This window comes from Metallibacterium scheffleri (genome assembly GCF_002077135.1).
GTDB classification, from domain to species: Bacteria; Pseudomonadota; Gammaproteobacteria; order Xanthomonadales; family Rhodanobacteraceae; genus Metallibacterium; species Metallibacterium scheffleri.
Window position 1 is genome coordinate 1,018,288 of the sequence record NZ_LDOS01000002.1, and the last position, 26,330, is coordinate 1,044,617.

Sequence of the window (26,330 nt, forward strand, 5' to 3'; positions counted from 1 at the left end):
CGCCCCGGATGGGCAATCCGGGGCGCGAGGCGTTCGAGCACACATGAGGGGCTACTCATGCAAATGCAGAATATCATCATCGCAGATGATGTACAACAACATCATCAGCAAATTATATCATCCGATGCCGCCGCGGCTCGGGTCGTTAGCGAGCTGCGCGACTATGCCGCGAGACACGCGGCGGCGGTATCGCCGGAACGCGCGGACGCTGGCGACGACGGCGAGGTCGGCGCGGCAGTACGCCGGGTGGCTGCGCTGGGTGCGGAGATCACAACCGGCGTCGGCAAAACCCGCGCGCTCGCTGAGTTGGGCGCGCAGGCGGAAGCGCTCGACATCGATTTACTCATACTCACGCGGACGCTCGAATTGCGCGACGACATCGACGCCGCGATCCGAGATGCCGGCGGCGAGGCGGCGCGGTACATCGCGCGACAGAGTGCCGACGCTGTGCAAGAGGCTCCCGAGCTGTCGCCGTGGCTTTGCCACCGTGCAGGCGAAGTCGAGCGCGCAGGCGAACGCAATCACCGGCCGGCAGTGTCTGTGTGCCGGGAATGCCCGCACGGTCGCATCGTCGATTACGCGGCGGGCGGCGCTCGCGCGGAACGCGCGGCGGCGTGGTTCAAGGCGAAGGATTTGCTGATACAACAATTCGTCGCCTCACCCTGCCACTTTCTGTATCAGGGCCTGCCGGCAGTGAAATCGGCGCGCGTCGTCGTAGCGCAGCAAGGCGCGATGAGCGATTCGCTCGCAATGCGCGTGCTACCCGATGGCAGCAAGCGGCAGCGGCTGGTCGTTGTGGACGAGGCCGTGCCGCTGGGCAAGCTGGTATCGGCGCGGGTCGGCGACATTGATCAATGGTTGGCGAACATCGCCGCGCTGCGCTCGCGCGGGGCGGAATATGTCCGCCGCTGGGCCGACGTGCCAAGCCGGGCGGACGAGTGTGCAGCCTGGGCGGGCATCATCGATTTGTGCGGCATCGCGGATGGAGTATTCCGCTGCGCGATCGCGGCAATCGCGCAGCGGCAGTTGCCTGCGGCGGGCACGCTTGTCGCGCTACTCGCGCGTGCCAAACTGGCCGATCAAGTCGCCGCCGGCGTCGCACGCTGGGAGAGGATCGCGTTGGATGCGTCGGGCGATGCATTGAGCTGGTCGATGCCGCTTCGCGCATTAGTGGCGCTGGCCGCGTCGCTGCGCGATGGCGTTGCGCGGGTGTCGGCGGCGGGCATCACTTTTTACGAGCCGGCGGTGGTGTTGGAGTGGGCGCGGAAACGTGGATCGACAATTTATCTCGATGCGACTCTGCCCGCGACGCTGCGCGCGATCATTGAGCGGCAGGGCGGCAACGTGGTGCGCGTGGTTGCGCATCAGCGCGTGCAAGTGTCGCGCATCGTTGGCCCGAGCTACGCGCGCGGGCTGGCCGGGCGCGAAGGATTTCCCGCCTACGCGCGGGCATGCTGGCGCGATTACTGTGCAGCAGCGGCACAGTCGAGCGGCGGAGCGTGGGCGCATCTAGTGCATCTTGCGCACGTGGTCCATGCCGGTGCCGACGCAATGGGCATCGACGTCGCGGCCGCGCGCGCGGCGGGGCAGACAAACTCTGAAATTGCAGCGCAGTGCGCAGCGCAATTTGCGACGCAAACCGGCGCTGCGATCGGCTGGTGGGGACGACACGAACGCGGGCACAACGACTGGTGCGGTCGGTCAGTTCGCATTTTTGGTTTGCCGTTGTTGGGCCTTGTGGCCGACGAGGCCAGCAGTGATGGTGCAGAGGGGTCGATGGTCGCCGAATGGGCGCTCGCGCGCGCGGCGGCGATCACGGCGGGATGTGATGCAGCAGAATGGCCGGAAGCGGTCGGCGAGTTTGATGCTGTAAAAGGGCGACCGCCGCTGCCCGTGGATGCGCGCGTAAGGGCTTGGCTGATTGATCGCTACGCCGGTGATCTGATCCAGGCGATCGGCCGCGCCAGGGCGGCCAGAACGGCACATACGGTGCGAATAGAACTGTGGGGTGGCATTGACGATCCAGCGATCGATCAGGCGCTGATGCGGCACGGGTTGGAGGTTGAATCGCGGTGGCCCAATGAAGTGCACAACACGGCACGCGGCAGGCCGGCGCTGGGAGGCGCCGAGGCGATCGCTGTTGCGATCGCGGCTGTGCAGGTTGATGGCGGTAGGGTCAGCGTGCGCGGCGTCCTGGCGGCGTTGCACGAGGCTGGACACGGCGCGCGGCGCGAAGCGGTGGTGACGGCGGTGCGCGCGGCCAACAGTGGCGGCCCGTGAGGCCGGGCCGCTGGCCGGGGTGTTCCCAAAATACTATATGGGTCTATATAGTATTTTGGGAACACCCGGATTCAGCCGACTACAGGGCATCAGAGCGGAGCGGAGCAACGGCGGCCTTGAGTCCAAAACTCGGCTGAATCCGAAACATGGCACGGCCATCAGCCCATGCTGGACCCAGCGCTAGAGCCAGAGCGGCCGGAAAGGGAAAGGTGGATGTGCGGCAGCATGCCGCGACTTGTCGGACGCATCCGAAATGAACTTCGGCTCTTGCCCTTGCTCTGAGGCTGCACCCGCCGCCGCTTCGCCGTTGAACCGTGCCGGTACTGGGCTGCGATCCGCAGCTTTGGGACTCAAGGCCCGCTGTTGCCGTTGCTCTGGCCTGCTCTGGACCCCGCCGCTCCGCCACGCCAGCCCGTTCCGCGCCGGTACTGGGCTAGGCAGATTCACCCCTCGCCAACCGCCGCTGGAAGCGGCCCCGAGCGCCAGCGAGGGGTGCCAGCTTGGAGCTGGCACCGGCGCCAGGACGACGCCGCTGTGCAGGATGCACGCCCGCCGCGGAGCGGCAGGGATTGGGCGGCTTGGCCGCCTTGCCCTTGCCCTTGCCCTTGCCCTTGGCCTTGTCTGCCTTGCCCCGGCTCTGCCCTGCCAGCCCGCCCGCCGGAGCCGGGTCGCTGCGATTATCTCAGAGGCCTTGCGACTGATTATAAAAGGCGCGGGAGAACATCACCGCCAGACATAATGCAGAGCGCATTATATTCGGGCTGGCCTGATAATCACGGCGTTATGCGTAACAAAACAGGATAAAAGACATGTTCCCTACCTGAAAATGTCCTTTTCAGGATCGCCGGCACGCCGAGCCGCCGGGCCACCCGGCCACCTGCCGGGCGATCCGCCGGAGGTCTGGCCGGACGGTCGCACCGGCTGGCGCGGGCGCGAATCGTACCCCGCAATCAAGAGGCTGGACGCCTGCTGGACCCGCCCGCGCGGATCGGATCGGGTGGCACCGGTCGCTAGCTCTGGACCTCTCCCCGCCGGACGCAGCCACCGGGAGAGGTGCCCCGCTCTGGCCCCTGGCTGGCTGCCCCGGCCCTGCCTGGCCCCTTGTTGCGCGTCCAGGTGCCCCTGCGACTGCCCAGGGTCCCGCCGCGCCGGTACGGCGTGGTGGGGCGGGCAGAGCGCACTTGGGCCGCCCATTGCATGGGCTTAGGCCCGAGGAGCAGAGCGGGCGCACACACTACGCATCCCTGCGGGTGTGTGAAAGCCGCGCTGCGCCTTGCTCTCAGGCGCTACCGCGCCATTTTCGACTTTGCTACCAGACCTGCCCGCAAACCCGCGCCACGCCTAGCTCTCAGGCGCTATCAGCTCGCGTGGCGAGTACCCCTCGCGACCCTCTGGCCGTCTCGTAGCCCCTCTCGGGTGGAAGGGGCGCATTTCGCGCCCGCGGGAGAGTCACCATGCGTCGTCGCCAAATCCATTTCCGCCTCGCCGAGGCGGAGTTCCGGCAGCTCAAATCCGAGGCCACAAAAGCGGGCCTGACGGTGCCGGTTTATGCCCGGCTGCGGTGCCTCGAAACCCTCGCGCTGGCCGACCGCCTGGCGGGCATCGAGCGGGCGCTAGCCGTCCTGCCAAACCTGCCCACAGGCCCAGCTATGGCCACCGCGTTCACGCGCCTGGCCGCCAAAATCGATCGCGCCGCGGGCGCGCAAGGCGGTGCCAAATGATCTCGTTTTCCGCAATCTCGTCGGCCTCGGATGCTGCCGACTACTACGCCGATCTTGCCAAGGCGGCCGAATACTACGACGGTGCCGGCCGCGTGCCGTCGCGTTGGCTGGGCGCCGGCGCTGTGCTCCAAAATTTGCATGGCGAGGTTGGTCGCGATGCACTACGCGATCAACTCGCGGGAAAGGTCCGCGATGCCGACTGTAATGCGCGCCAGCTCGGCATTAACCGTGCTGGCGATTTTCAACACCGCGGCGGCTGGGATTTTGCGGTTAGTGCGCCTAAATCCGTCAGCATTGAATCGCTCGTGCATAGTAACGGCGCCGTGCAGGAGGCTCACCGCCGCGCCGTTTCGGCCGTCGTGGCGTACCTCGAGCGCTACGGCGCGGCAGCCCGAATCAACGGCCAGCACGTCGCCACGGGCAACCTCACGATTGCCGCCTACGACCACGTATCGAGTCGCAGCGGCGACCCGCAGCTCCATACCCATTTGCTCGTCGCCAACGTGACCCACGACCACGGCGGCCGCGCCCGCAGCGTCTCAAACGAGCGGTTGCTCGAGCACCGCGCGGCCGCCGATGCCGTCTACCACGCGACCTTGTCCCGCGAACTCCAGGCGCTGGGCTATTCGGTCCGGCACGACCGCGCCGGCCACGTCGAAATCGCCAGTTACTCCCCGGAGCAGTTGGCCGATTTCAGCACCCGCAGCCGCGAAATCGAGGCGTCGCTAGCTGCCCGCGGCCAAACCCGCGAAAGCTCAAGCGCGGAGGCCCGCCAGGTCGCCGCGCTCGCAACGCGGGCGCCGAAAAATACCCCGGAAACCCGCGAAGCTCACGCCGCCCGCTGGCAGGCGCAGGCGCAGGCATTCGGCCTCACACCCGCCCACCGCGACCAGGCTGCGCCCACCCCGAGCGCCTGGGACGTAGCCCGGATCGCCCGCGACTCAGTGCGCGAGGCAGCGGAGCATCTGAATGAGCGCGAATCAGTCATGCGCCCGGCCGACATCAACCGCGAGGCTGCGCGCGCGAGCGCGGGTCGCTGCACGTGGACAGATATAGAGAGTGCCATGGCCGATGCGCTCGCGCGCGGTGAGCTGATCCGGGGCGAGGACGGTCGGATCACGACGCGCGACGCGCTGGCCGTGGAGAGCGAAACCGACGCAGGGCTTGAGTCAGGCCGCGGCGATCATCGCGAAGTGATGACCGGCTGCCAGTTCGATCAGGCGCTGGCGAAATTCGAGCGTTCGCGCGGGTTTGCGCTGTCCGACGAACAACGCGGCGCAGCGAGAATGATTCTCACCGGCGACGACCGCTATCAGGGCGTGCAAGGTCTCGCCGGCACAGGCAAGACCACTTTGCTTGCGTTCGTTCGCGAAGCCGCGGAGAGCCAGGGTTGGCGCGTGATCGGGCACAGCTCGGGCGCGGAGCAAGCGGCAACGATGCAACGCGAGTCGGGCATACAGAGCACCACGACGGCGAGCTGGCTACTCGAATCCGAGCGCGACAGCACGGCGGCCGGCGATCAAAAAGTTCTGATCGTGATGGACGAGGCCGGTCAGGCCGGGTCCAGGCAGTTCCTGGCCGCGCTCTCAACCACCGAACGCGCCGGCGCGCGAATGATCGCGCTGGGCGATCACTACCAGCACCAGAGCGTCGAAGCCGGCCGAGCATTCGCGCGCGGCCAGGCACATATGCCCGTCGCCACGCTGGGCGCGGCCTCGATCCGTCGCCAACGTACCGACGAGGCTAAAGCTGCGGTCGCGCGAGTGCTCGCCGGCGACCACGCTTCCGCCGTGCGGGGTCTGCGCACAGTTGAGGTGCGTTCGGCGCAGACGTCACTACCCGCCGACGCCACACGAGAGCAGCGGCGTGAAGCTGCGCGCGCGGATAATCAACAGGTCATCGCGCGCCTTGCGCGCGACTTCACGGCGATGCCGCGCGAGCAGCGCGACAAGGCGTTGATTATCACCAGCACCAACGCCGACAGGGTGGCGATCAACGAGGCCGTGCGCGGCGGCCTGCACCTGCGCGGCGATCTCGGCGACGACGTGCAGGTGTCAACGTTGCGCAAGGCCGATCTGTCGGCGGTCGAGGCCAAACGCTCATCGAGCTACGAACCCGGCCAAATCGTGGAAGTGCGCTGCGACTATGCACGCGCCCAACTCGCGCGCGGTAGCCAATGGCAGGTCGTTGCGGCTCAGGGCGACCTGCTCCGCGTGCGCGACAACAGCGGCCGCGAACGCACCATCGACCCGGCAAAAATCCAGCTCCAGGCGTACACGCGCGAAGTGCGCGCGCTTGCGATCGGCGACCGCATCCGTTGGATCGAGAATCATCGCGCAACCCACGCCGATCGCCCGTTGGACGACGGGTTGCGCGTGCGAAACGGCAGCGGCGCGACCGTCGTTGCCGTATCCAGCGACGGCCAGCAAATCGACCTCCGAACCGATGCCGGCCAGCAAATCAAACTCGACACGGCCGAGGGCCAGAAACTGGACCACGCGTATGCGAGCACGTCGTACAGCGCGCAGGGCGTGACGGTCGATGCGGTGAAGATTCATCACAACGTTGAGGCCGGCCGGCACGGCGACAGGGAGACGTATGTATCTCTCACCCGCGCGCGCGACGACCTCACTCTATATACCCAGGACATCGATCGCGCGGCCGCGCAATCCGGCGTGACGCTGGAGAAATCCGCCGCTCACGACGTCAGCGGCCCCGAGTGGTCGCCCGAGGACGCCCCAACCGACCGCGACCGCACGCGGGATCGAGGCGCGGGCTGGGGCTAATCGCCCGGTAGCCCCTCGCGGGTGAGAGGGCAGGAGAAATCGACATGAACTGGAACACGAACACCGCCGCGCGCTTCGCAAAATGGATCGACCCCGCGCGCGCGCGGATCAGCGCACGCCTGGGCCGCATTTTCGACCTCGCAGGCAACTACACACGGAGAAAGATCATGAAACTGAGCACGAACGGCCACCACAGCACGCACATCATCCGCTGGGTCGCGATCGTCGGCGGTGCCATCGTCGCGGTGTCCACGCTCCTCGACGCCATCACGCCCACACCCACACCCACACCAACCCCAGCGCCTGCGGCAATCGCCGCGCCTGCGCCAGCCCGTGCAGCCACAGCGCCAGCACCAGCCCGTGCCGCATCTGCCGTCGCTGTGGCTGCACGCGACGCCGGATATAGCGCTGTCGCGATTTCACTGGACGGCGATGCCGTTCGCGTTGTCGGGGTGACGTATGAGCGCGCATAAAATCCCGCATCTCACGGTCAGGGCCGAGGAAATAATCATCGGCGGTTTGCTCGGCATGCTCGCCGGCCTGGCGACCGTGAGCACACTCTGTATGTATGTCGCCGGCCCGTTTCTGTTCGCCACAGGCGCAGCGCGCGGCTGGTCCGCGCTGATCCACTGGCCCGCCGACCCGGACCGATTCAAGCTCGCGCTGCATGCGCTGGCACTGCTCGCCCCGCTTGTCGGCGGCATCGCCGGCGGTTGGCTTTTCGCGCGCCAGCCATCCGAGCAACACCGCAGAGGGGCGCTGTTCTACCGCGATCCAGAAGCGGCGGCGCGTGCATTCGCGGCGCGCGAGGCCGGACGCACCAGGAATGGCGGCAAGGGCGGCGCAACCGGAATCAGCATCGCGGGTGTGCCGATTTCCCGACGCACCGAGACCGAGCACACGCTGCTGCTGGGCGGGACGGGCGGCGGCAAATCGCTGGCGGTGATTTACCCCGCGCTCGATCAGGCGCTAGCGCGCGGCGACAGGGTCATCGCGCATGATCCAAAGGGCGACGTCACTGCCGCGCGGTTCGACGCAGCGAGCTGCGTGCTACTCGGTCCATGGGACGAACGCGCATCGACGTGGGATGCCGCGGCCGATTTTTTCGACGCCTCGCTGGTGGATGAATTCGCCTCGACAGTATGTGGGGCGGATAGCAAAACGGCAGGCAAGAACCTGAGCTTTCATCAGGGTGGTGCCTTGTTGTTGGGTGGATTGATCAAAGCGAACATGGCCGGCGGGGCGGCGTGGACCTGGGCGAGTTTGGCCGCAGAAATCAGCGCCACGCCGCGCGATCTGATCAAGCGTGCCGCGATCGGCGATGCGCTGGTGATACAGGCGCTACCGACCGTTTTCGCGAATCCGAATCCGAATGCGGAACTCGGCCAGGGCGAATTGTCGATGCTCTCCATTCTCGGCACATCGAGCCGCTTCATCCTCCAGCTCGCGGCCGTTCAGCGCGCACATCCGGGCGCGCGACTGTTCTCGTTGCGTCGCTGGATGCTGGGAGAATCTGATACAGAAATCGCGCTGGTGTTGCTCAACAACAACATGCAATTCGAGAAAGTCTCGCGCGCGATTTTCGGGGCAATGCTCGCGGTGATTGCAGCGCTCGCGGCATCGTCGGCGCTGCCTGAAAAACCCGCCAGCGCGGAAGGCGCGACCTGGCTGATTTTAGACGAGGCCCGCCAACTCGGGCCGGCTGGACTCGAGGCCGTACAACGCATCGCAGAGGTTGGCCGCTCACGCGGCATGAGAGTCATTCTCGGCCTCCAGGATGCCGATCAGCTCGCCGCCGAGGTTGGTCGCGAAGCGTCTGCGCCAATGCTCAGCATGCAGGGTCTGCGCCTGTATCTGCGCTGCGCTCCACCAGCCGCAGAGCAAATCGCGCGGACGATTGGCGAACGCGAGATTCTGCGCATCCAATCCACAGCGACCGCGGGTGCGGTGCAGGGCAAAACGTCCACGTATGACAGGCTGCCTGTGCTGATGCCGTCTGATCTGACGGGCCTCAATGCCACGCAAATCGAGCCGGGTGTGCTGGCAATCGAACTCATCGCGCATGCCGGTGATGAGTTGTATCAGTTGGTCGCGCGCGTCGTGCTCTCCGCCTATAAGCCGCGCTGTCCGGCTGCCATCCCGAGCCTCGCATGGGGCCAGGGCACATTGCCTGCTGCACAGCCACAGGCCGCGCCTGACGTACAGCCTGCCGCGCAGGCGGAGCCGGAGCAGGAGCCGGACACGCAGCCGGAGACCGCTCACGACGACGACAACCCCGACAATTTCGGCAGCTTGTTTTTCAGGCCTGGCACTGGCCGCGACGGCCCAACATTGGAGTGATGCAATGTCATTTTTCGGTTTCGTTTGCGCGCTTGCTATTGCCCTCGCTGCCGCCTGGCTTTTCTACGCTGTCGCGCCCGTCGCGATCGCGATCGCGCTGGCTGTTGCATTTTTCGCGATCGAACTCGCAGGCGGTTCCAACCGCGGCACGTCGATCCGCGCGGCCATGCGCGTTGATGCAATCCTGTTGGCTTGGCCTCTCGCGGCCGTGGCGCTCGAGTTCGCCGGTGTGCCCGATCGCGGCCTTCGCATCGCGATCGCCGCAGGCATTGCGGCCGCGTTCGCAGGCGTCGCTGCGGGGCGCGCGAGCGGCGAGGACGACGCACGCATGCGCCTGCTGATCGTCAGCGCGCTGATCGTTGGCTACGCCGTATTGCGCAACATCACGCGGCCGACCCTCGACTCCTGCGCGATCGTCGCCGCATCGATCGCCGCGGCTGTGCCGCTGGCCGTGGTGGCCGGCGGCGGCTTGGTGCTGCCAGACCGGCACCGCGTCGCTGTTGGGTTTGCATCGGCGGCATGCGCGGGCGTGGGCGCGGCGCTGGGCGCCGGATTTTATCTGCATAGCCATTTTTTCTGAGCCAGGAGCAGACCATGAAAAACGATCACGAACACGAGCCGCTCGCGCTGGACGAACCCGGCGTGTATCACTTTGCCGGACAGGGCGAGTTGAGGCACATCCTAACCCTTACGAATGGTGCGCTTGATGGCACGGAATTCGCCTGGATCACGTCTGGCAGCGGCAAACTGCAGCGCGATCGCGACGCAGCGCCAGATGTTGCCGCTGCGTTGCAGGAGGTCGGCATCACGCTGCGACCGCCGGATGATCCGCGACGCGCGAGCGGTTCGGACTGGTGCGATTTTTATCTGATATTGCGCGCGTCAGGCGGCGCGCTGCGCGTGCTCGAATCGCTGGCCGGGCGGGCGGGCTGCACGTGGGTTTCATTGACGCGCGGATCGCACGGCGAAGCGCGCTTGGAGGCCGTGATCGCTGGTCCAGCTTTCCTCGCTGCCACTGCCGATTGAAGCCGCGCGCTCGTTGGCCCCGCGCCTGCATCGGTCACGCCAACCCTGCGGGACGCGCGCTGCGCGCGCTCTGTCATGCCCGCTGCCTGCTCGCCCTGTCGGGTTCGGGCCGCCTCGCGATTCAGTGAGGCGGCTCCAACCGGCAGAACCAACAGCGAGGACAGCACCATGTATGACCAGACAATCACACCGGCGCGCACGACGAGCAAGAGCACCCGCGAGGCTCACCAACCGGCAGGTGTGGGGAGCGAGCAGCAGAAGCCGCAGTTCCTGGCGATGTTGCACGACGCACTGACCGAGCCCGGCCGGATCAGTAAGGCTTACACGCTGTTTCACTCGTACAGCTTCGGGAATGCCCTATGGATCGCCGAGCAACTGGACGCACGCGGCGAGCCGCTGGCACCCATTGCGAGCTTCAACCGCTGGCGCGAACTCGGGCGCGTGGTCAAAAAGGGCAGCAAGGCGCTGTGCATGTCGATGCCCGTCACCGTGAAGGCCAAGGCCGACACGAAGCTGGCCGGCGCCGACCCCGGCACAGAGCAGGACGACAGCCGCCGCGTGCTGTTCGTGGTGCGCCGCCACTGGTTCGCGCTGCATCACACCGAGCCGATGGCCGGAGCCGAGCCGCAAGCCATCGAGACGGTCACGCCGGACTGGAACGCCGGCCGCGCCCTCGAGGCGCTGGGCATCACCCGCGAGGACTTCGAGCACACCAACGGCAACGTGCAGGGCTACGCACGCCCGGAAGCCCGCCGCGTGGCCGTGTCGCCGCTGGCGGTGAACCCTGCAAAGACCTTGTTTCACGAGATCGCGCATTGCCTGCTGCACAGCGAGCAGGCGCGCATCGAGGATGGCGCGGAACTGACCCGCGACCTGGCCGAAGTGGAGGCCGAGAGCGTGGCGTATCTGTGCTGCGCGGTGCTGGGCCTGCCGGGACTCGAGGACGCCCGCGGCTACGTGCAGGACTGGCTGGCCGGCAGCGGCTGCGATGCCGCGAGCTTCACCGACAAGCATGCGCGCCGCGTGCTGGGCGCGGTGGACAAGGTCCTGAAGGCCGGCAAACCGGCCGCCACCGAAGCGGAGGGCTGACCATGGCGAAGCCCACCCGCACCCAGCAGCGGCCCGAGGCCGGCCGCTGCTACCGGGTCGATAGCTGTTTCGGCGTGCACTTCATCGTGACCGTCACCGAAGCCGATGCGCGCTTCGTCCATGCGATCGACGCCGAGAAACACCCGCTGCGCTGGACGCGCGCGGGCTGGTGCAAGGCGCAGGCGGAACTGATCGATGACCATCCCAGGAGCGAAATAATGAACGACGAAACCATGACCGGCGATCTTTCCGGCGAGCTGATCTACTCCTACACCCGCGCCCAGGCGTTAGCCGATGGCGTGTTGATTGACGTCACCGCGCACGCGCAGCGCGGCGGCATCAAGTACCCCACGGCCTGCACGGCGGGCGTGTGGGCGCTGATCGACTGCCTGCCGAAGCGCGACGCCGACGAACTCGCCGGCATTGTGCGCGACGTGCGCGCGGACGAGGTCATGCGCGCGATGCTGACCGCAATCCGCGCGGCCCGCGGCAACACCGACCGCGTGGCGTTCTCCGCGCTGGGCGCGGCGCTCAACGCCGTGTGCGGGCCGGGCGACACCGCCGCGCCGGTCATCACGATCATGCGCGAAGGTGAGGACTGACAAAGGCCCGACACAGCAACCCAAGGCGGCCGGAGATCGGCCGCCGGTACTGCGTCGAAAACTATTTCGGCACGCGTCGCTACACTTCGCGGGATATGCAGGCCCATGCTGGAATCTTGGCGGTTGCGACGTCTATGCCCAACTCTCTGACCACTTTAGGAACTTCCGATTGACAGCACCTCATGCGAGGCTGAACATCCGGCGCTACACCCCGATCCGGGGTCTACTTCTTGTTAGCCCTCTATGCTGAGAGATATCGTCAATCGGTGGAATGAGATGCCCTGGCTACCTCGCATCATGTGCGGAGCATGCTTTGTCGTTGGCATTGTCTGCACAGTACTTCCGCTCGTTCCAAGTGCCACCATCGGCTATTTCGGTACGCAGCTGTCGTGGCAAGAGATATGGAGTACTGGAGTTGCGTTTGGCCTTTTCGTAATAGGCCCGTTCATGACCGCTGTAGGTATCGGCTTGTTTCGACGAAGCCTCTGGGTTCGGCCTGTCGTAGTCGTTATGCCCATTCTGCAAGTCTTGCCATTTGTGGTCGTACATTGGCTATTTCCGGGGCCCGACCCGCTCCCTGAGTCAGGCCTTTACGTCACCGAGTGTTTTGTCTGGGGTCTTCTCGCATGGTTTTATCTATTTGCCAGTCGGCAAGGGAAGGCATTCTTCCACCATGTGCCGGGCTAACCCGGCAATCCACCGGACCTGCGCGAAAAGCCGCGCAGGCCGGTGATTTTCGACGTTAGATCAGTTCTGGGAATTCACGATGTCTCAGCAAGAGCAACAACCGGAAGAAAGCGGCGCCATTGTCACCACGGTGCCAGCGACAAAGACTAGGCGTGCGCTGTCTGGTCTGAAACGAGAGCTGACTGACGAAGAGCTTGCTGCACCAGGTACCCAAAAAATGATTCTCGAGGAGTTAGAGCGACTCTCTGATGAGAATAGTCGACTCTCTTCTTTCAAAGACGACTACCATCGTGCAGACAAAAATCTTGCCGTTGTTGAAGAGAAGCAGAAAAGAAATATCGCCGCTGAAATTGTATCCGGGTCATGCCTTGCAGTAGGAGCAGCCGCACTTGGATACGCTCCAGCGGTTTGGGCTTCCCCTCCTAGCGGGGTGATAGCTCTGGTATTTGGAGCTGTTCTGATAATTTGCGGGATCATCGCCAAGGCGATTAAGCTATGAAAATCTATATTACATCGTTTGTTGACGCCGGCAACTACCAGAATGAACGAATTGTTATGAAGGCCGTATCTGATCTAGATCTTGGTCAATACGCCGTGTTCTACACTGCGGTTTCTTCTGACGGAGGCGTAACCGCTGGGCGAAAAACTGCGTTTTGGTTCCCTGATGGTGAGATCAAAAAGGATGATTTAGTTGTCCTCTACTCAAAGAAGGGAAAATCGAGCACTAAAGATCTCGGTGAAGGGCGTACCGCTCGCTTCTTCTACTGGCAGGATGAGAGGGCCATGTGGGGCGGAGCGGAAAATGGGGCTGTCTTGTTGCGTGTGGCGGAATGGTCGAAGAAGGTGCCGCCCGAAGCGGGCTAATCTAACAAATCCGTTCAAGGCGGACGGCTACGCCGCCGCTTAACTCCAGCGTTGAGAGATCATGAACGAAGACAGTAAAGACGAGCACGTTAAGACCGTGTACGCACATTTTGGTCTGACTCAGTATCTTGCCCAGGTATTGGAACACGGGCTGGCGAATGCTCTTATGTATGCTGAACTACTTCCACGTCGAGCTGAGAAGCCGGTCCCAAGGAAGCAGTGGGAGGCAGAGTTTGATGGGTTTATGAGCCAACAATTCGAACAGACGCTTGGTAGACTCATCCGAGGGTTGGGGAAAGCCACTTCAGTTCCGACGGATTTGGAAGGCCTCCTCACTGACGCTTTGAAAAAGCGCAACTTCCTTGCCCATCACTTCTTTCGCGAACGTGCAGAATCTTTCATGTCCAGTAACGGTCGGGACAAAATGATCGAAGAGCTTGAGCACGCTCAAAAGCTTTTCGAGACAGCCGATGAAAGGTTAACAGAGGTCGCCAAGCCCTTGCGAGAAAGGTACGGCATCACGGACGAAAAGCTGAAGCCGTCTGAGCATGAATATCTCAGCAAGTTTGAAAATGATCTCTAACAAGCGCGTGGAGTCGGACTCGCTACGTCGGCGTTTCGCGCTGCCTTCGCTCGCCGCTCACGAGCAGCGTTAGATGGTCTAGGGTGTTCAATGTCTAGCTTGGATGATGTGTACTGTAAGTTTGGCGAGGTCTCTGAAGCGGCTCAGCTGCTAGAGACAGCGCTTGGGAACATCCTGCTCACGGTTGGCGCAATTGACGCAGACCTCCTTGAGAACAAAGATCCGGAAAAAGCGGCGACCCTCTTCAAATCTATTAATCGTGACACTCTAGGGCAGCTGCTCAAACGGTTGCATAAGTCAGTGGACTCCGCAGCCAACATTGAGTCCGTTCTTACCACTGCCCTGAGCGAGCGGAATCGCTTAGCACATTCGTTTTATCGTCAGCACAATTTCCGTAGAAATTCTGATGTTGGCTGCGACATCATGCTCAATGACCTGAATGCCATACACGAAGTGATCATCACTGCACTAAAGGCAGTCCATATATTGTCTGGGGTCGACTTGGACGGTTTGCTACCGGTTCAAGCTCTTCCTACGGCGCATGTGGAGATATGAGCCGGTCATCTAACATCTCCATAAGAGACTTCCCGTCAATACTGCCCGCTTGATGCTCTTGCCTTGAGCTTTCAGGCGTTCGCTGGTCATGGTGTTGTCCTTGTTGCAGGGTGCTGCTGTGTCAGTGCAATGCGGTGTTCAACGTTGTCAGACTGCATTTCCATAACCGGTCTTGTTGCGCCACTGCTGCTGGCGCGGACCAAGGTATAAACCGCACCCGGAGACCTCATTTACTCGGCGGTGCCGTCGGTGCTCGGGAATCAACAGAGGCGCGTTGGTAGGTTCGACTCGTTAGCAAGACAGAACACCGACTAATCGATATTATCCGCGCCGATACTACCATCGGATTTGCCGGTCTCTTTTAAAGACTCCCGCAAATCCTTCAAAGCCTGCTGCGCCATGACGACACTTGATTTTGTTCGCTCCTGATAGTCCTTTAGATCGAAAAACCAAAAACCGAGCCCTTTGCGAGCGTGCATCAGAATTTGTGGTGACATTAATGCAAGCATGCCCATGCAGCCCGTAACGATGATGCTCATTACTTCTGTCTGCGCGGCGATTTTTTTTGTATCAACAACTTTTCTGTCTAGTTGCTTTTGTATTTGTTCTTGATAGTCATCAAAATATTGCTCTACGCGCGCTCTTCGAGCTTGGTCGTCGCTCCCTGCGATGCTCAGGTTCCGCAACTCCTCGAGTAAATAGCGCTGCTGCTCTTTGTAGATTTCCATTTGTCCGTCTGCAAACTTCAAATCTTGCAGGTTAATTTCGATGACTGCTCGCAACTGCAGAAGATATATGAAACAAGCCCCGCTCACATTTTTGTAGTCGGTCAGCAAGCGAGACAACCTTTTCGGCGCAGCAAGCTCTACCTTAGCGAGAGCGGGGCCAGCGCCTTGATACTTTTGCGACGTTTCGCTTAGCTTGATGTCCACGTCACACAGCCGTCCTAGGCATTGATTGACCGTCTGTACTCCATCAACTAAGTCGAGATAAAGCTGTCGACGAAATTCATATCTACGCTGAAACCAGTCTGAGATCCATTTTACCATGAGCGTGACTATCACGCCGACCAGCGCGAGCCAGGCCGGAATCATTCCGTTTACATCGCTTGCGCTCAATTTCGGAGGACGTTCGATCTGAAGTTCTGTTGCGCTGGTGGCCGGCTTTGGTAAAGGTTGCTCACTGAGGGCTGCCACTTTGGGAAGTGCTTCCCACGCCGCTGTTGCCGAATGAACTATGCGCGTCTGGTCCATGCTCGCTCCTGTTCTGCGAAATTGCAGAAATGGAAATCCGGCCGGCGACTTTGCGTCGGTCGGAACGTCGATTGAGCTGCATTAACATCAGTTGGATTCCCGCGGCAATCACGCGTTCAGCGCCGGCAATGCTCTGACGACCTTCATGGTTTCCAGGCTCACCGTAATCACCCGCAGGAACAACTCCAGCGGGTAGCGTGGATTTCCGACCGTTTCGGTCGCCCAGTCGTTGGCGTCGTTGACGATGCCGCTGTCCTTGTCAGTCTTCACACACTGGCGCTCGACCACCCAATCCAGCGCGGGCTGGCCGTTGACCACGTACTCGTAGGCTTCGAGCGGAATGCCGGTAACGGTGATGGCGTCGTTGTAGAGCAGCGTGGTCAGATCCTTGTCCTTGCCGTTCTTGCCGTAGCGCATCTTCTCGACGCGGTAGTCGGCATCGGTCAAGCGCCCGCCTCCGGTGTCGAGGGTGGCCGGAAACATCGGCGCGGTCTCGTAATGGAGGTGCAGCTCGGCCAGCGCGCGGCCCGCTTTGCTGAACGCCCAGAAGTCCGCTGCTGTCTTGACGCAGGGGATGCGCGGCAGTTCCTTGGACAGATTGTCGGCATAGCGCTCGCGGTACTCAGGCGAGTGCAGCAGGCCGTAGACGTAGTAGAACACGTCTTCCTTGCTGATCGCTTCACCTGGGTACGCGGCCAGGAAGTGCGCCAGCCCCTCGTCGGTCAGCGCCTCGCGGCGCGTGCGCGTCGATTGGGTGGCACTTGCAGCACCCGGCAGCAGCCCACCTTGGATGCTGTCATCGTCGCCCTCTTCGTCGGGCGCGTCGTAGAGGTAGAGCGGGAAGCATTGGCCCGTGTCCAAGGTGTGGAGGTTTATAAGCGCATCAGACATGAGCGCAGAGAAGCCACTTCGCGCCCCGATTCCCGACACGCAAATCACCCGATTCTCCGCCGCTGCATCCGGGAAGATGCGCGGCATCTGGTAGACCCTCTCGTTGAAGCGGCGGTTGAAGTACAGCCACTGCTTGGTGAAGGGGCGATAGAGGCTCGGCACCAGGCAGGGCGCTTCGAACGCGAAGCGACTCCCTTTCACAAGTTCCTGCTTGAGGTTGTGCGTCCAGCTGATCTTGGTTGAATCGGTGTCGATGAAATCGTCCACCGCTGCCGCACGTACCGCCTTGCTCTTGCCCGGGTAGACCTTGTTGAAGGCGGTCAATTGCTCGTCATAGAAGCGGATCATCCGCGTCATGTTGGCCGCAAGCGCGGACTTGGAGCTGTTGTAACACCACGCATCGCGGTTGGTGACAACGCCAAGCGAGAAGTTCTCGAACAACTTGGCGGCGTCGCCCTTCTTGTCGCCGAGCACGATGAACTCGCTGAAACGGTCGTCGCGCTGGTTGAGCCAGTCGCCGTGGGCGTCTGGGGCGATGACCAGCCAATCGCCGACCTTTTCGATTTCAGCAACCGAGCTTAAGGCTGCAAGCGAATTTAACTTATCGTAGCGCGTCAAGTCGTCGCCGATGTCACGATAGAAAATTTCGCCGCGTGTCTTCGCTTTAGGGTTCTTGACAAACAGCGTGATGGCGATGCCGCTCATGCTGCCGCTCGCGAATATGTTCTGGCCCTCCTTTGCTCGTCCTTTGCTGAGCATATTCTTGCGAATGTCGCCACGAAGGTTGAGCAGATAGATTCGGCTGAACTCCTCGGCGAGACACTTACGCATCCCATCCATGGCCGACTTTTCGGCAAAGCCAGAGCCCGACACGAAACCAATCATGCCCGAGTCACCAATGCGGTCGGAGGCCCAGCGGATGGCGCGGATGTAGCTGTCGTAGAGACCCTTGGCAAGCATCGCCTTGGAGCGTGCCGCGTAGGTGCTGCGGATGCGCTCGTCCAGGTGCGGATAGGCGACGTTGTCGTTGTTGTCGTTCTCGCTCTTCTGCCCGATCGAGTATGGCGGGTTGCCCAGGATGACGCGGATATCCAGTGTCTTCTGGCGCTTGCGCCGCTGGCTGTTGTCGACCAGCAGCGCGCTGACCAGATCGTCCTTCTCGTACATCTGGAACGTGTCGGTCAGGCAGATGCCCTCGAAGGGCACGTAGTCGCCGCCGACGATGCCGTGGTACGCCGCCTCGATGTTGATGGCGGCGATGTAGTAGGCCAGCAGCACGATCTCGTTGGCGTGGATCTCGTTTTGGTACTTGTAGCTCAGTTGCTCCGGCGTCATCAGGCCGCTTTGCAGCAGCCGGGTGATGAAGGTGCCGGTGCCGGTGAACGGGTCGAGGATGTGCACGCCGGTGCTGCCCAGGGTCTGACCGAACTCGGCCTGCAGGAGGTCGTTGACGCTGTGGATGATGAAATCCACGACTTCCACCGGCGTATAGACGATCCCAAGGCGCTCGGTCATGCGCGGGAAGGCGTTGCGGAAGAACTTGTCGTACAGCTCCACCACGATCTTCTGCTTGCCGGCCGCGCTGTCGATGCCCTCGGCGCGCAGCTTCACGCTGTCGTAGAAGGCCTGTAGCGTGTCGCCCTCCTTGTCGAGGCGGTGCTCCTGCAGCGCATCGAGCACGCCCTGCATCGCCTGCGACATCGGGTTGTGCTGGGCAAAACTGTAGCCCTTGAACAACGCATCGAAGACCGGCTTGGTGATCAGGTGCTGGGCCAGCATCTCGACGATCTCGGCATCGGTGATGCTGTCATTGAGGTCTTCGCGCGACTCGCGGGCAAAACGGTTGAAGGCCTCGCGCTCGCGGGTGTTGGCAGGATTTTCGATCAGTGTGGTAATGCGCGCGATGTGCGTGCGCGCGATCTTGGCGATGTCGTCGGCCCAGTCTTCCCAGTGGTGGCGGTTGCCGACCTTCTGCACCAGTTTGGCGACGATGGCGCGCTCGATCTCGCCGATCTCGAAGGGCATGGGCATCGTCTCGGGGACGGGATGCTCCACCGCCGCGCCGATGCTGCGGCGTCCCCTGGCAAGACTGGCCTGCTGATCGCGTTGGCTGCGGTTGCCTGGCTTGCGCTGGATCGTGTCGGTGATGGCGACGACTTCGATCTTGCTGGTGTCCTTACCCATCAGGTCCAGCTTGTTGACGATCGCATCGAAGCGGTCATCATGCGAGCGCAGGGCCTGCAGCACCTGCCAGACCACCTTGTAGGTCTGGTTGTCATTGAGCGCGTCGTGGGGTTCGACCCCGGCCGGGATCACGACCGGCAAGACGATGTAGCCGCGCTGCTTACCCGGTGAGTTGCGCATCACACGCCCAACGGACTGGACCACATCGACCTGTGAGTTGCGCGGGGTCAGGAACAGCACGGCATCCAGCGCCGGCACGTCCACGCCTTCGGAGAGGCAACGCACGTTGCTGAGAATGCGGCAGGTCTGCTCGGGCGTTGCCGCCTTGAGCCAGTCCAGCTTGGCTTCCTTCTGGCTGGCATTCATGCCGCCATCGACGTGCTCGGCCTCGCAGTGCAGCTGCGTGGTGGCCTCGTCCGGCTCGCTGGACTTCTGATAGCCCTCGACCACGGCCTGGAACATGTTGGCGATGTTCTTGGAGCTGACCTTGTGGGTCCTGGCACCCTTCTGCATCTCGATGACCTGGCAGAACGCCACGGCACGCTGCATGGCGTGGTGGTCGTCGGCCAGATCCTGATCCAGGCCCTGCTTGGACAACGCTTTCCAGCAGCCGACGATCTTGGCGGCATCATCCACCTTGAGCTGGTTGTTCTCGTCCTTCAGCAGGTTCTGCAGGCGGCGGCTGACGTGGGCTTCGTCGACCGAGAGCACGATCACCTTGTAGTCGACCAGCAGCCCGCGCTTGACCGCCTCGGAGAAGGTGAGCACGTAGAGCTGCTTGCCATAGAGGGCTTCGTCGTCCATCGAGCAAAGCGCGATGTTGTCGCGCTCGGCACTGACCTTGGCGCTGTCGCCGTAGATCCGTGGCGTGGCGGTCATGTACAGCCGCTTGGCGGCGCGGATGAAGGTGTTGTCGTGCACCTTGACGAAATGGCTTTCGTCCTCGTCCTCGAACGTGGCCCCGGTGGTGCGGTGGGCCTCGTCGCAGACGATCAGGTCGAACTCGGCCAGGCCGAACTCTTTCTGCGCGCGGCTGATCACATCAATCGAGTGGTAGGTGCTGTAGACCACGCTCATGTGCTGATCGTCGTGGCGTTTGGCCATTTCCTCGGCCAGACGTCGGGCATTCGTCGTGGCGGGATAGCGCAGCTCGTGCGTGAAGGTCTGGACGGTGTCGTCGTCTGACTTGCGCTTCTTGCCCACGTCACTGTCCGAGCACACCGCGAAGCTGTGCAGCGGCGTGGTGGACTCCTGCGTCCACTCGGTCAGCGTCTGCGAGAGCAACGCCAGGCTAGGCACCAGGAACAGCACGCGCTTACCCTTGCCGGCCAGGGACTCGGCAATCTTGAGGCTGGTGAAGGTCTTGCCGGAGCCGCAGGCCATGATCATCTTGCCGCGGTCGCCCTCGCTCAAGCCCGCGCGTACCGCAGTGACCGCAGACTGCTGGTGCGGCAGTAAGGCTTTCCTGGGTTTGAGCGGCGGTGGCGCGCTGGGCTGATAGCGTGCCCAGTCGATCTGGCTGTTCTCGAGATCGTGCAGGTCGATCTTGCTGACCGGTGGCTGCTGGTCGCGCAGCGCGTCCTCAGCGTGCTCGCTCCACAGGTTCGTGGTGCTGACGATGAGGCGGTGGGTGAAGGGCTTCTTGCCGGAGGCGGTGAAGAAGCTGTCGATGTCCTTCTTCTGCAGCTTGTAATCCGGCGCGTACAGCTTGCACTGGATCGCGTGGAACTCGTTCGTGCCGCGCGTGCGCGCCACCAAATCGATGCCGGTATCGCGTGCGTCCTGGCCTTGTGCCCGCGCCCAGTCAGCATAGGTCCAGACCTCTGCGTAGAGGTCGGCGTAGCTGGGCTCCGTGCGCAGGTACGCAAGGATCAGCTCCTCGAAATAACTGCCTTTCTCGCGCTCGCTGGCTGCGGCCTGGCGATAGGTGTCGAGCAAGCGGGTCAATGCAGCGGTCATGGCTCAGTCTTGCCCTTGTCTTCCCTTGAACAGCTCTATGGTGCCAGACGCGCGGGTCCACCGGCGGTGACCCAGTAGCCCCTCTCGGTTGAGAAGGCGCAATTCCGTGCCCGACCCCGACTCGCCACCACGAGGCGCAACATGAAAATGCAAATCACTATCACCGCCGCCGCCCTGGCGGCCCGCCGGGCTGCCGACGCTGCACGGGGCCGCCGGTACCGTGCTGCCGCTGCTGCGAATTTGGCTGGCGTCGCACTCGATCGCGAGCATGTCGCTGCGCTGAAATCGGTACAACGCGCGCTGCGGGCACCGAGTCGGGCTGCTGCGATTCGGGCCAGCATAATGCTGGCCGCTGAGCTGATCGCGATGCAGTCCAAGCGCGGAGCGCAGCCATGAGCGCCGCCGCCGCCGCGCGCATCCTCGCGCACTACCCCGCGCGGTCGGCGTTGTGGGGTGCCCGCATGGTCGCGTCGCCTGCCTGCGTGCTCACGTACGAGCGCGACGACGCTGGCCGCTGCTGGCACCTGCTCGAGGGCGGGCAGCCGTGCGCAATAGCGCTGAGCACCGACCAGATGGTCCTGGCCGCGCGCGGCGCATCGAACTGGCCGGCGATTCGTTTAGAGCATTTCCCGTCGCGCGCGTGAGGCCGGTTAGTCGGCGTCGAGTTTTTTCGCGAGGTCGGCGGCGCGCGGATGGTAGTAGCGCTTGAGCATGCGCAGGTCCTTGTGGCCGGTGACGGCCGCCAGCTCGAGCAGGTTGGGCAGCTTGTCGGAGAGCCGCGTGGTGGCCTCGTGGCGGAGATCGTGGAACCGCACGTTGTCAATGCTCGCTCTGACAGCGGCGCGCTCAAACGCCTGCGTGACGGAATCCGGTCGCAACCCGAACACCTGCCCGTCAATGCGGCGTGGCAACGCGCGTAGCGCGGCGATGGCGCGGCTCGACAACGGCACGTCTCGCGCGCTGCCATTTTTCGTATGCGGGAGATGCGCCGTGCGCGCCTTGAGGTCCACGTTTTCCCAGCGCAACGCGCACAGCTCACCGCGACGCATGGCCGTCTCTACGGCCAGCCGGATGAAGGAGGCGAGCGCCGCCGAGCCGGTGGCCGCGCATAGGGCATCGATTTCGGCTTCGCTCACGCGGCGCGTACGGGCGTTGTTCTCGGGTTCCAGGCGCACAGTGCGCACCGGGTTCACCAGCTCTACTAAGCCCCACTCGCGCGCGGCCACCGCAAACACGTGCGCCAGCGTGACCATGCGCCGCTTGATCGAGGCGGGTTTCAGCCCTGCCCTTTGCCACGCATCGCGCATCGCGGCAACGTCCTGCGAACCGATCCGGGCCAGCGCCTGACCGGCAATCCGTTCTGCGCGAAGCATGCGCAGATTTGAACGCTCGCTGTCCTGCGCACGCTTGCGTGGAGTCACTTCGCGCTCGTACCTGTCCAGTGCCGCGCGCAACGTGGTGCGCTCGGCTTCGTTGTTATCACGCCAGACACCCCGCTCCTGCGCCGACTCAAGTTTGCGCGCCCAAGCCTCCGCATCGAGTTTAAGTGCGAAACTCTTGCTCTGCGTGCCCTGCCCCAGGCGCCGTACACGCGCGCGCCAGAGGCCAGACGGAAGCTGCTGGATCGAGGCCATGACTTGGACATGCAGTGGACACGGAAACCACAAAATACCCGTAAAACCGCGCCGTTACTAGGGGTAATTTACCCCTCCTAAGGGAAAGGTCGCCCGTTCGAATCGGGCCGGGGCCGCCAACATAAAAAGATCACGCCTGGACGCGGGGCGCGTGGATAAATTGTTTGTTGGTTCGGCAGGAATTGACCCCGTTTCGTTCCCGCGAACCTAGCCGAGTGAAGTCAGCGCGTGTGTCTTCAGGGCCACGATCATCCTCCAGGGATGACCCCGAACCGAACCGTCCAGGCTCATGCTTCGTTGGAATCATGTCGCCTCCTGCGGACTCATTGGTCATTTGAAGAGGCTTTTACTATCGCTGCGGCGCCTGTACGTGGCAGAATTGATGGTTGATGCGGCCCTGAGCCGCGGTTAGCCCCGAGCAATGGCCAAAGACGACGTCATCGAAATGGAGGGCACGGTTTCCGAAACCCTGCCCAACACCATGTTTCGCGTGCAACTGGAAAACGGTCACATCGTGATCGCGCATATTTCCGGGCGCATGCGCAAGAACTACATCCGCATCATCACCGGCGACAAGGTCAAGGTCGAAATGACCCCCTACGACCTGACCAAGGCACGCATCACTTATCGCGTGCGCTAAGCAGCAAATGCCGGTTACTCAACTGTCACCGGGGTCTGCGCGCTGGTCTCGACTTCGCTGTACAGCTTGCCATCGCGCACGCGCAGGGTCACACGCCCTCCCGTGGCCAGTTTGCCGAACAGCAGCTCATCAGCCAGCGGGCGCTTGACCTGTTCCTGGATCACGCGCGCCATCGGCCGCGCGCCCATTTGCGCATCGAAACCGTGCTCGGCCAGCCAATGCCGCGCGTCCGCCTCGACAGTGAGGCTGACGCGCTTCTCGTTGAGCTGGGCCTCGAGCTCGATCAGGAATTTGTCGACCACGCGCAGCACATGATCAAAGCCGAGCGCGCCGAACTGCACGATGGCATCCAGGCGGTTGCGGAATTCGGGCGTGAAGGTGCGGCGGATGACTTCCATGGCATCGCTGGTGTGGTTCTGCTCGACAAAACCGATGCTGCGGCGCGCCGCCAGGGCGGCGCCGGCATTGGTGGTCATCACCACGATCACGTTCTTGAAATTGGCTTCGCGGCCATTGGTATCGGTCAGCGCGCCGCGGTCCATCACCTGCAGCAGGATGTTGAATACATCCGGGTGCGCCTTCTCGATTTCATCCAGCAGCAACACGCTGTGCGGATGCTTGACCACGGCTTCGGTGAGCAGACCGCCCTGATCGAAACCCACGTAGCCAGGCGGTGCGCCGATCAGGCGGCTGACCGAGTGACCTTCCATGTACTCGGACATGTCAAAGCGGATCAGCTCGATGCCGAGCTGCATGGCGAGTTGCCGCGTGACCTCGGTCTTGCCCACGCCGGTCGGGCCGGCCAACAGGAAACAACCGATGGGTTTTTGCGGGTCGCCCAGCCCCGAACGCGCCATCTTGATGGCACTGGTCAGCGTGTCGATGGCCTCATCCTGGCCGAACACGACCATCTTGAGGTTGCGATCGAGGTTGCGCAGCACGTCGCGATCGGATGCCGAAACCTGCTTCTGCGGAATGCGCGCCATGCGCGCGACGATGTACTCGATGTCCGGCACATCCACGCGCTGGCTGCGCGTTTCGACCGGCAGCAGTCGTTGCCGCGCGCCGGCCTCGTCGATGACGTCGATCGCCTTGTCCGGCAGCAGGCGATCCGGCAGATGCCGCACCGACAGATCAACCGCGGCACGCAGCGCCTCGGCGGTGTATTCGACGCTGTGATGCGCCTCGAAACGGCTCTTCAGGCCAATGAGGATTTCCACGCTTTCCGCCAGGGAGGGTTCGGGCACGTCGATCTTCTGGAAACGCCGTGCCAGCGCGCGGTCCTTCTCGAAGATGCCGCGATACTCCTGAAACGTGGTCGAGCCGATGCAGCGCAGCTCGCCCGAAGCCAGCACCGGCTTGATCAGGTTGGAGGCGTCCATGGTGCCGCCCGAGGCTGAGCCGGCGCCGATGATGGTATGGATTTCGTCGATGAACAGGATCGCCTTGGGATCCTTGCGCAACTGCGCGATGACGCCCTTCAGGCGCTTCTCAAAATCACCACGATACTTGGTGCCGGCCACCAGCGCGCCCAGGTCCAGCGCCCATACCGTGGTGTCCTTGAGGATCTCGGGCACCTCGCCCTCGACGATGCGCCGCGCCAGACCCTCGGCCAGCGCGGTCTTGCCGACGCCAGCCTCGCCGACATACAGCGGATTGTTCTTGCGCCGCCGGCACAATACGTGGATGGTGCGCTCGATCTCGTCCGCGCGCCCGATCAGCGGATCGATCTTGCCTTGCCGCGCCAGTTCGTTGAGGTTGACCGCGTAATCGCCGAGCGGATTGGATTTGCCCTCGCTGCCCTCTTCTTGCTCGCGCTCGCCAGGGCTGCTGTTGCCCGAGGCATCCGGCTCCATCTTGGCGATGCCATGCGCGATGTAGTTGACCACGTCCAGCCGGCTCACCTCCTGCTGGTTGAGGAAATACACGGCGTGCGAGTCCTTCTCGCCGAAAATCGCCACCAGCACGTTGGCGCCGGTGACTTCCTTGCGACCCGAGGATTGCACGTGGTACACGGCGCGCTGCAGCACGCGCTGGAACCCCAGCGTCGGCTGCGTGTCGCGCTCGTCATCGACGGGCAGCACCGGCACCGTCTGCGTGATGATCTCGCGCAGGTCGTGCTCGAGCTTGGGCAGATCGGCGCCACACGCGCGCAGCGCCCCGCTCGCGGCGGCGTTGCCGAGCAGCGCCAGCAGCAAATGTTCGACCGTCATGAACTCATGACGATGCTCGCGCGCATCCTTGTAGCACTGGCCTATGGTGAGTTCGAGATCCTTGCTGAACATCGGATTGACCTCTGTTGGATGTCGCCGATATGGAGCCAGCTTAGAGCTTTTCCATATCGCAAAGTAAAGGATGCTGGTGCGCCCGCGCGTACTCGTTGACCTGGTTGACCTTGGTTTCGGCCACTTCGCGCGTGAATACGCCGCACACGCCCTTGCCACGCTGGTGCACATGCAGCATCACCTGCACCGCGCGCTCCTGTTGCATGCCGAAGAACACGCGCAACACCTCGACCACGAACTCCATCGGCGTGTAGTCATCGTTGAGCAGCACCACCTGGAACATGGCCGGACGCTGCAGTTCCGGCTTGGCGGTTTCCAGCGCCACGCCGTATTCGTGTTCGGATTCCGGAGGCGGGTCTGCGGCCATCGCGCGAACGTTCGATTTCATAGGCAAATCATACTCTGCGATGCATGCGACAAAGCGGCGTGAATGGCACAATGAAGGCGTTTCCAGAGATTGCAAACATGGTGCAGCAACCCCTTGCGGAATCGGTGTGGCGACCGCGCGTTACCGTGGCCGCGGTGGTGGCGCGCGGCGACCGGTTCCTGATGGTCGAGGAAACCATCCGCGGCGTGCTGTGCCTGAATCAGCCGGCCGGTCATCTGGAATCAGGCGAGGAGATCGTCGATGCGCTGGTGCGCGAAACGCGGGAGGAAACCGGCTGGCAGGTAATGCCGCGGCACTTCATCGGGGTCATGCCGTGGCTGAATCCGCGCCACGGCGATGTCACGCTGCGCTTCGCCTTCGCTGCCGAGGCGCTGCGGCACGATGCGTCGCAGCTGCTGGATGCCGGCATCGTGCGCGCGTTATGGATGACGCGCGCCGAGATCGCGGCCCAGTCGCCGCGCCTGCGCACCTCGCTGGTGCTCTCCAGCATCGATGCCTGGCTGGGCGGCCAGCGCCTGCCGCTGGCAACGATCGGGCGCCTGGGCGCCACGGGACGGGGCTGA

22 protein-coding genes are annotated in these 26,330 nt (G+C 63.2%); 17 read left to right on the forward strand and 5 right to left on the reverse strand.

Annotation, left to right across the window (positions count from 1 at the left end):
- The first annotated feature begins 57 nt into the window (after positions 1-57).
- The 13 genes from Mschef_RS09840 (at position 58) to Mschef_RS09890 (ending at position 14,533) form a co-directional block, all read left to right on the forward strand.
- Positions 58-2,280: a hypothetical protein gene (locus Mschef_RS09840; RefSeq protein WP_136256496.1), complete on the forward strand. Its 2,223-nt coding sequence runs from the start codon at positions 58-60 to the stop codon at positions 2,278-2,280.
- Positions 2,281-3,734: 1,454 nt separating this feature from the next.
- Positions 3,735-4,001, forward strand: a complete 267-nt coding sequence (locus Mschef_RS09845; RefSeq protein ID WP_081128004.1) for a plasmid mobilization protein — start codon at positions 3,735-3,737, stop codon at positions 3,999-4,001.
- A complete protein-coding gene (mobF, locus tag Mschef_RS09850; RefSeq protein ID WP_081128006.1) occupies positions 3,998-6,787 on the forward strand; it encodes a MobF family relaxase in 2,790 nt (929 codons plus the stop codon). Before Mschef_RS09845 ends, mobF begins: the two co-directional genes overlap by 4 nt.
- 44 nt (positions 6,788-6,831) lie before the next feature.
- A complete protein-coding gene (locus tag Mschef_RS17970; RefSeq protein ID WP_136256497.1) occupies positions 6,832-7,260 on the forward strand; it encodes a hypothetical protein in 429 nt (142 codons plus the stop codon).
- A 55-nt stretch (positions 7,261-7,315) separates the two neighbouring features.
- A complete protein-coding gene (locus Mschef_RS09855; RefSeq protein ID WP_176212439.1) occupies positions 7,316-9,127 on the forward strand; it encodes a type IV secretion system DNA-binding domain-containing protein in 1,812 nt (603 codons plus the stop codon).
- A 166-nt stretch (positions 9,128-9,293) separates the two neighbouring features.
- Complete coding sequence (locus Mschef_RS09860; RefSeq protein WP_136256498.1) at positions 9,294-9,707, forward strand: hypothetical protein; 414 nt, start codon at positions 9,294-9,296, stop codon at positions 9,705-9,707.
- A 14-nt stretch (positions 9,708-9,721) separates the two neighbouring features.
- The gene (locus tag Mschef_RS09865; protein ID WP_081128012.1) at positions 9,722-10,153 is read left to right on the forward strand and encodes a hypothetical protein; all 432 of its coding nucleotides are present in this window, start codon (positions 9,722-9,724) and stop codon (positions 10,151-10,153) included.
- 168 nt (positions 10,154-10,321) lie between these two features.
- On the forward strand, positions 10,322-11,242 hold the full coding sequence (locus tag Mschef_RS09870; RefSeq protein ID WP_081128014.1) for an ArdC-like ssDNA-binding domain-containing protein: 921 nt from the start codon (positions 10,322-10,324) through the stop codon (positions 11,240-11,242).
- A gap of 2 nt (positions 11,243-11,244) precedes the next feature.
- Positions 11,245-11,844 (forward strand): DUF6573 family protein, encoded by a 600-nt coding sequence (locus Mschef_RS09875; protein WP_081128016.1) that lies wholly within the window; start codon positions 11,245-11,247, stop codon positions 11,842-11,844.
- 766 nt (positions 11,845-12,610) lie between these two features.
- On the forward strand, positions 12,611-13,030 hold the full coding sequence (locus tag Mschef_RS17275) for a hypothetical protein (protein WP_136256499.1): 420 nt from the start codon (positions 12,611-12,613) through the stop codon (positions 13,028-13,030).
- A complete protein-coding gene (locus Mschef_RS09880; RefSeq protein ID WP_081128018.1) occupies positions 13,027-13,395 on the forward strand; it encodes a hypothetical protein in 369 nt (122 codons plus the stop codon). Before Mschef_RS17275 ends, Mschef_RS09880 begins: the two co-directional genes overlap by 4 nt.
- Positions 13,396-13,456: 61 nt before the next feature.
- Positions 13,457-13,978, forward strand: a complete 522-nt coding sequence (locus Mschef_RS09885) for a hypothetical protein (RefSeq protein WP_081128020.1) — start codon at positions 13,457-13,459, stop codon at positions 13,976-13,978.
- Positions 13,979-14,077: 99 nt separating this feature from the next.
- A complete protein-coding gene (locus tag Mschef_RS09890; protein ID WP_136256500.1) occupies positions 14,078-14,533 on the forward strand; it encodes a hypothetical protein in 456 nt (151 codons plus the stop codon).
- 311 nt (positions 14,534-14,844) lie between these two features.
- Here Mschef_RS09890 and Mschef_RS09895 read toward each other — a convergent pair whose 3' ends face one another.
- Together Mschef_RS09895 and Mschef_RS09900 are read right to left on the reverse strand one after the other, a co-directional pair.
- A complete protein-coding gene (locus Mschef_RS09895; protein ID WP_136256501.1) occupies positions 14,845-15,786 on the reverse strand; it encodes a hypothetical protein in 942 nt (313 codons plus the stop codon).
- Between the two features lie 108 nt (positions 15,787-15,894).
- Entirely contained in the window at positions 15,895-20,820 is a 4,926-nt protein-coding gene (locus tag Mschef_RS09900) for a DEAD/DEAH box helicase (protein ID WP_081128026.1), read from the reverse strand.
- Positions 20,821-20,961: 141 nt separating this feature from the next.
- On the opposite strand from Mschef_RS09900, the gene Mschef_RS09905 reads away from it, so the two are divergent.
- The gene (locus Mschef_RS09905; RefSeq protein ID WP_081128028.1) at positions 20,962-21,216 is read left to right on the forward strand and encodes a hypothetical protein; all 255 of its coding nucleotides are present in this window, start codon (positions 20,962-20,964) and stop codon (positions 21,214-21,216) included.
- Positions 21,213-21,464, forward strand: a complete 252-nt coding sequence (locus Mschef_RS09910) for a hypothetical protein (RefSeq protein WP_081128030.1) — start codon at positions 21,213-21,215, stop codon at positions 21,462-21,464. Before Mschef_RS09905 ends, Mschef_RS09910 begins: the two co-directional genes overlap by 4 nt.
- A 6-nt stretch (positions 21,465-21,470) precedes the next feature.
- Here Mschef_RS09910 and Mschef_RS09915 read toward each other — a convergent pair whose 3' ends face one another.
- Positions 21,471-22,454, reverse strand: a complete 984-nt coding sequence (locus tag Mschef_RS09915) for a tyrosine-type recombinase/integrase (protein WP_081128032.1) — start codon at positions 22,452-22,454, stop codon at positions 21,471-21,473.
- A 421-nt stretch (positions 22,455-22,875) separates the two neighbouring features.
- Between Mschef_RS09915 and infA the strand changes: the two genes are divergently transcribed.
- Complete coding sequence (infA, locus tag Mschef_RS09920) at positions 22,876-23,094, forward strand: translation initiation factor IF-1 (protein WP_081128036.1); 219 nt, start codon at positions 22,876-22,878, stop codon at positions 23,092-23,094.
- A gap of 14 nt (positions 23,095-23,108) precedes the next feature.
- Here infA and clpA read toward each other — a convergent pair whose 3' ends face one another.
- Both clpA and clpS read right to left on the reverse strand, forming a co-directional pair.
- On the reverse strand, positions 23,109-25,379 hold the full coding sequence (gene clpA / locus Mschef_RS09925) for an ATP-dependent Clp protease ATP-binding subunit ClpA (RefSeq protein WP_081128038.1): 2,271 nt from the start codon (positions 25,377-25,379) through the stop codon (positions 23,109-23,111).
- A 40-nt stretch (positions 25,380-25,419) separates the two neighbouring features.
- Positions 25,420-25,746 (reverse strand): ATP-dependent Clp protease adapter ClpS, encoded by a 327-nt coding sequence (clpS, locus tag Mschef_RS09930; protein WP_081129949.1) that lies wholly within the window; start codon positions 25,744-25,746, stop codon positions 25,420-25,422.
- A 98-nt stretch (positions 25,747-25,844) separates the two neighbouring features.
- Between clpS and Mschef_RS09935 the strand changes: the two genes are divergently transcribed.
- Complete coding sequence (locus Mschef_RS09935; protein WP_081129950.1) at positions 25,845-26,330, forward strand: NUDIX hydrolase; 486 nt, start codon at positions 25,845-25,847, stop codon at positions 26,328-26,330.

Coding starts and splice junctions, on each gene's coding strand:
- Mschef_RS17275 (WP_136256499.1), top strand. CDS start 12,611: ATGTCTCAGCAAGAGCAACAACCGGAAGAAAGCGGCGCCATTGTCACC.
- Mschef_RS09895 (WP_136256501.1), bottom strand. CDS start 15,786: ATGGACCAGACGCGCATAGTTCATTCGGCAACAGCGGCGTGGGAAGCA.
- Mschef_RS09910 (WP_081128030.1), top strand. CDS start 21,213: ATGAGCGCCGCCGCCGCCGCGCGCATCCTCGCGCACTACCCCGCGCGG.
- Mschef_RS09900 (WP_081128026.1), bottom strand. CDS start 20,820: ATGACCGCTGCATTGACCCGCTTGCTCGACACCTATCGCCAGGCCGCA.
- Mschef_RS09880 (WP_081128018.1), top strand. CDS start 13,027: ATGAAAATCTATATTACATCGTTTGTTGACGCCGGCAACTACCAGAAT.
- Mschef_RS09840 (WP_136256496.1), top strand. CDS start 58: ATGCAAATGCAGAATATCATCATCGCAGATGATGTACAACAACATCAT.
- clpS (WP_081129949.1), bottom strand. CDS start 25,746: ATGGCCGCAGACCCGCCTCCGGAATCCGAACACGAATACGGCGTGGCG.
- Mschef_RS09845 (WP_081128004.1), top strand. CDS start 3,735: ATGCGTCGTCGCCAAATCCATTTCCGCCTCGCCGAGGCGGAGTTCCGG.
- Mschef_RS09860 (WP_136256498.1), top strand. CDS start 9,294: ATGCGCGTTGATGCAATCCTGTTGGCTTGGCCTCTCGCGGCCGTGGCG.
- Mschef_RS09915 (WP_081128032.1), bottom strand. CDS start 22,454: ATGGCCTCGATCCAGCAGCTTCCGTCTGGCCTCTGGCGCGCGCGTGTA.
- clpA (WP_081128038.1), bottom strand. CDS start 25,379: ATGTTCAGCAAGGATCTCGAACTCACCATAGGCCAGTGCTACAAGGAT.
- Mschef_RS09870 (WP_081128014.1), top strand. CDS start 10,322: ATGTATGACCAGACAATCACACCGGCGCGCACGACGAGCAAGAGCACC.
- Mschef_RS09855 (WP_176212439.1), top strand. CDS start 7,316: ATGCTCGCCGGCCTGGCGACCGTGAGCACACTCTGTATGTATGTCGCC.
- Mschef_RS09875 (WP_081128016.1), top strand. CDS start 11,245: ATGGCGAAGCCCACCCGCACCCAGCAGCGGCCCGAGGCCGGCCGCTGC.
- Mschef_RS09905 (WP_081128028.1), top strand. CDS start 20,962: ATGAAAATGCAAATCACTATCACCGCCGCCGCCCTGGCGGCCCGCCGG.
- infA (WP_081128036.1), top strand. CDS start 22,876: ATGGCCAAAGACGACGTCATCGAAATGGAGGGCACGGTTTCCGAAACC.
- Mschef_RS17970 (WP_136256497.1), top strand. CDS start 6,832: ATGAACTGGAACACGAACACCGCCGCGCGCTTCGCAAAATGGATCGAC.
- mobF (WP_081128006.1), top strand. CDS start 3,998: ATGATCTCGTTTTCCGCAATCTCGTCGGCCTCGGATGCTGCCGACTAC.
- Mschef_RS09935 (WP_081129950.1), top strand. CDS start 25,845: ATGGTGCAGCAACCCCTTGCGGAATCGGTGTGGCGACCGCGCGTTACC.
- Mschef_RS09885 (WP_081128020.1), top strand. CDS start 13,457: ATGAACGAAGACAGTAAAGACGAGCACGTTAAGACCGTGTACGCACAT.
- Mschef_RS09865 (WP_081128012.1), top strand. CDS start 9,722: ATGAAAAACGATCACGAACACGAGCCGCTCGCGCTGGACGAACCCGGC.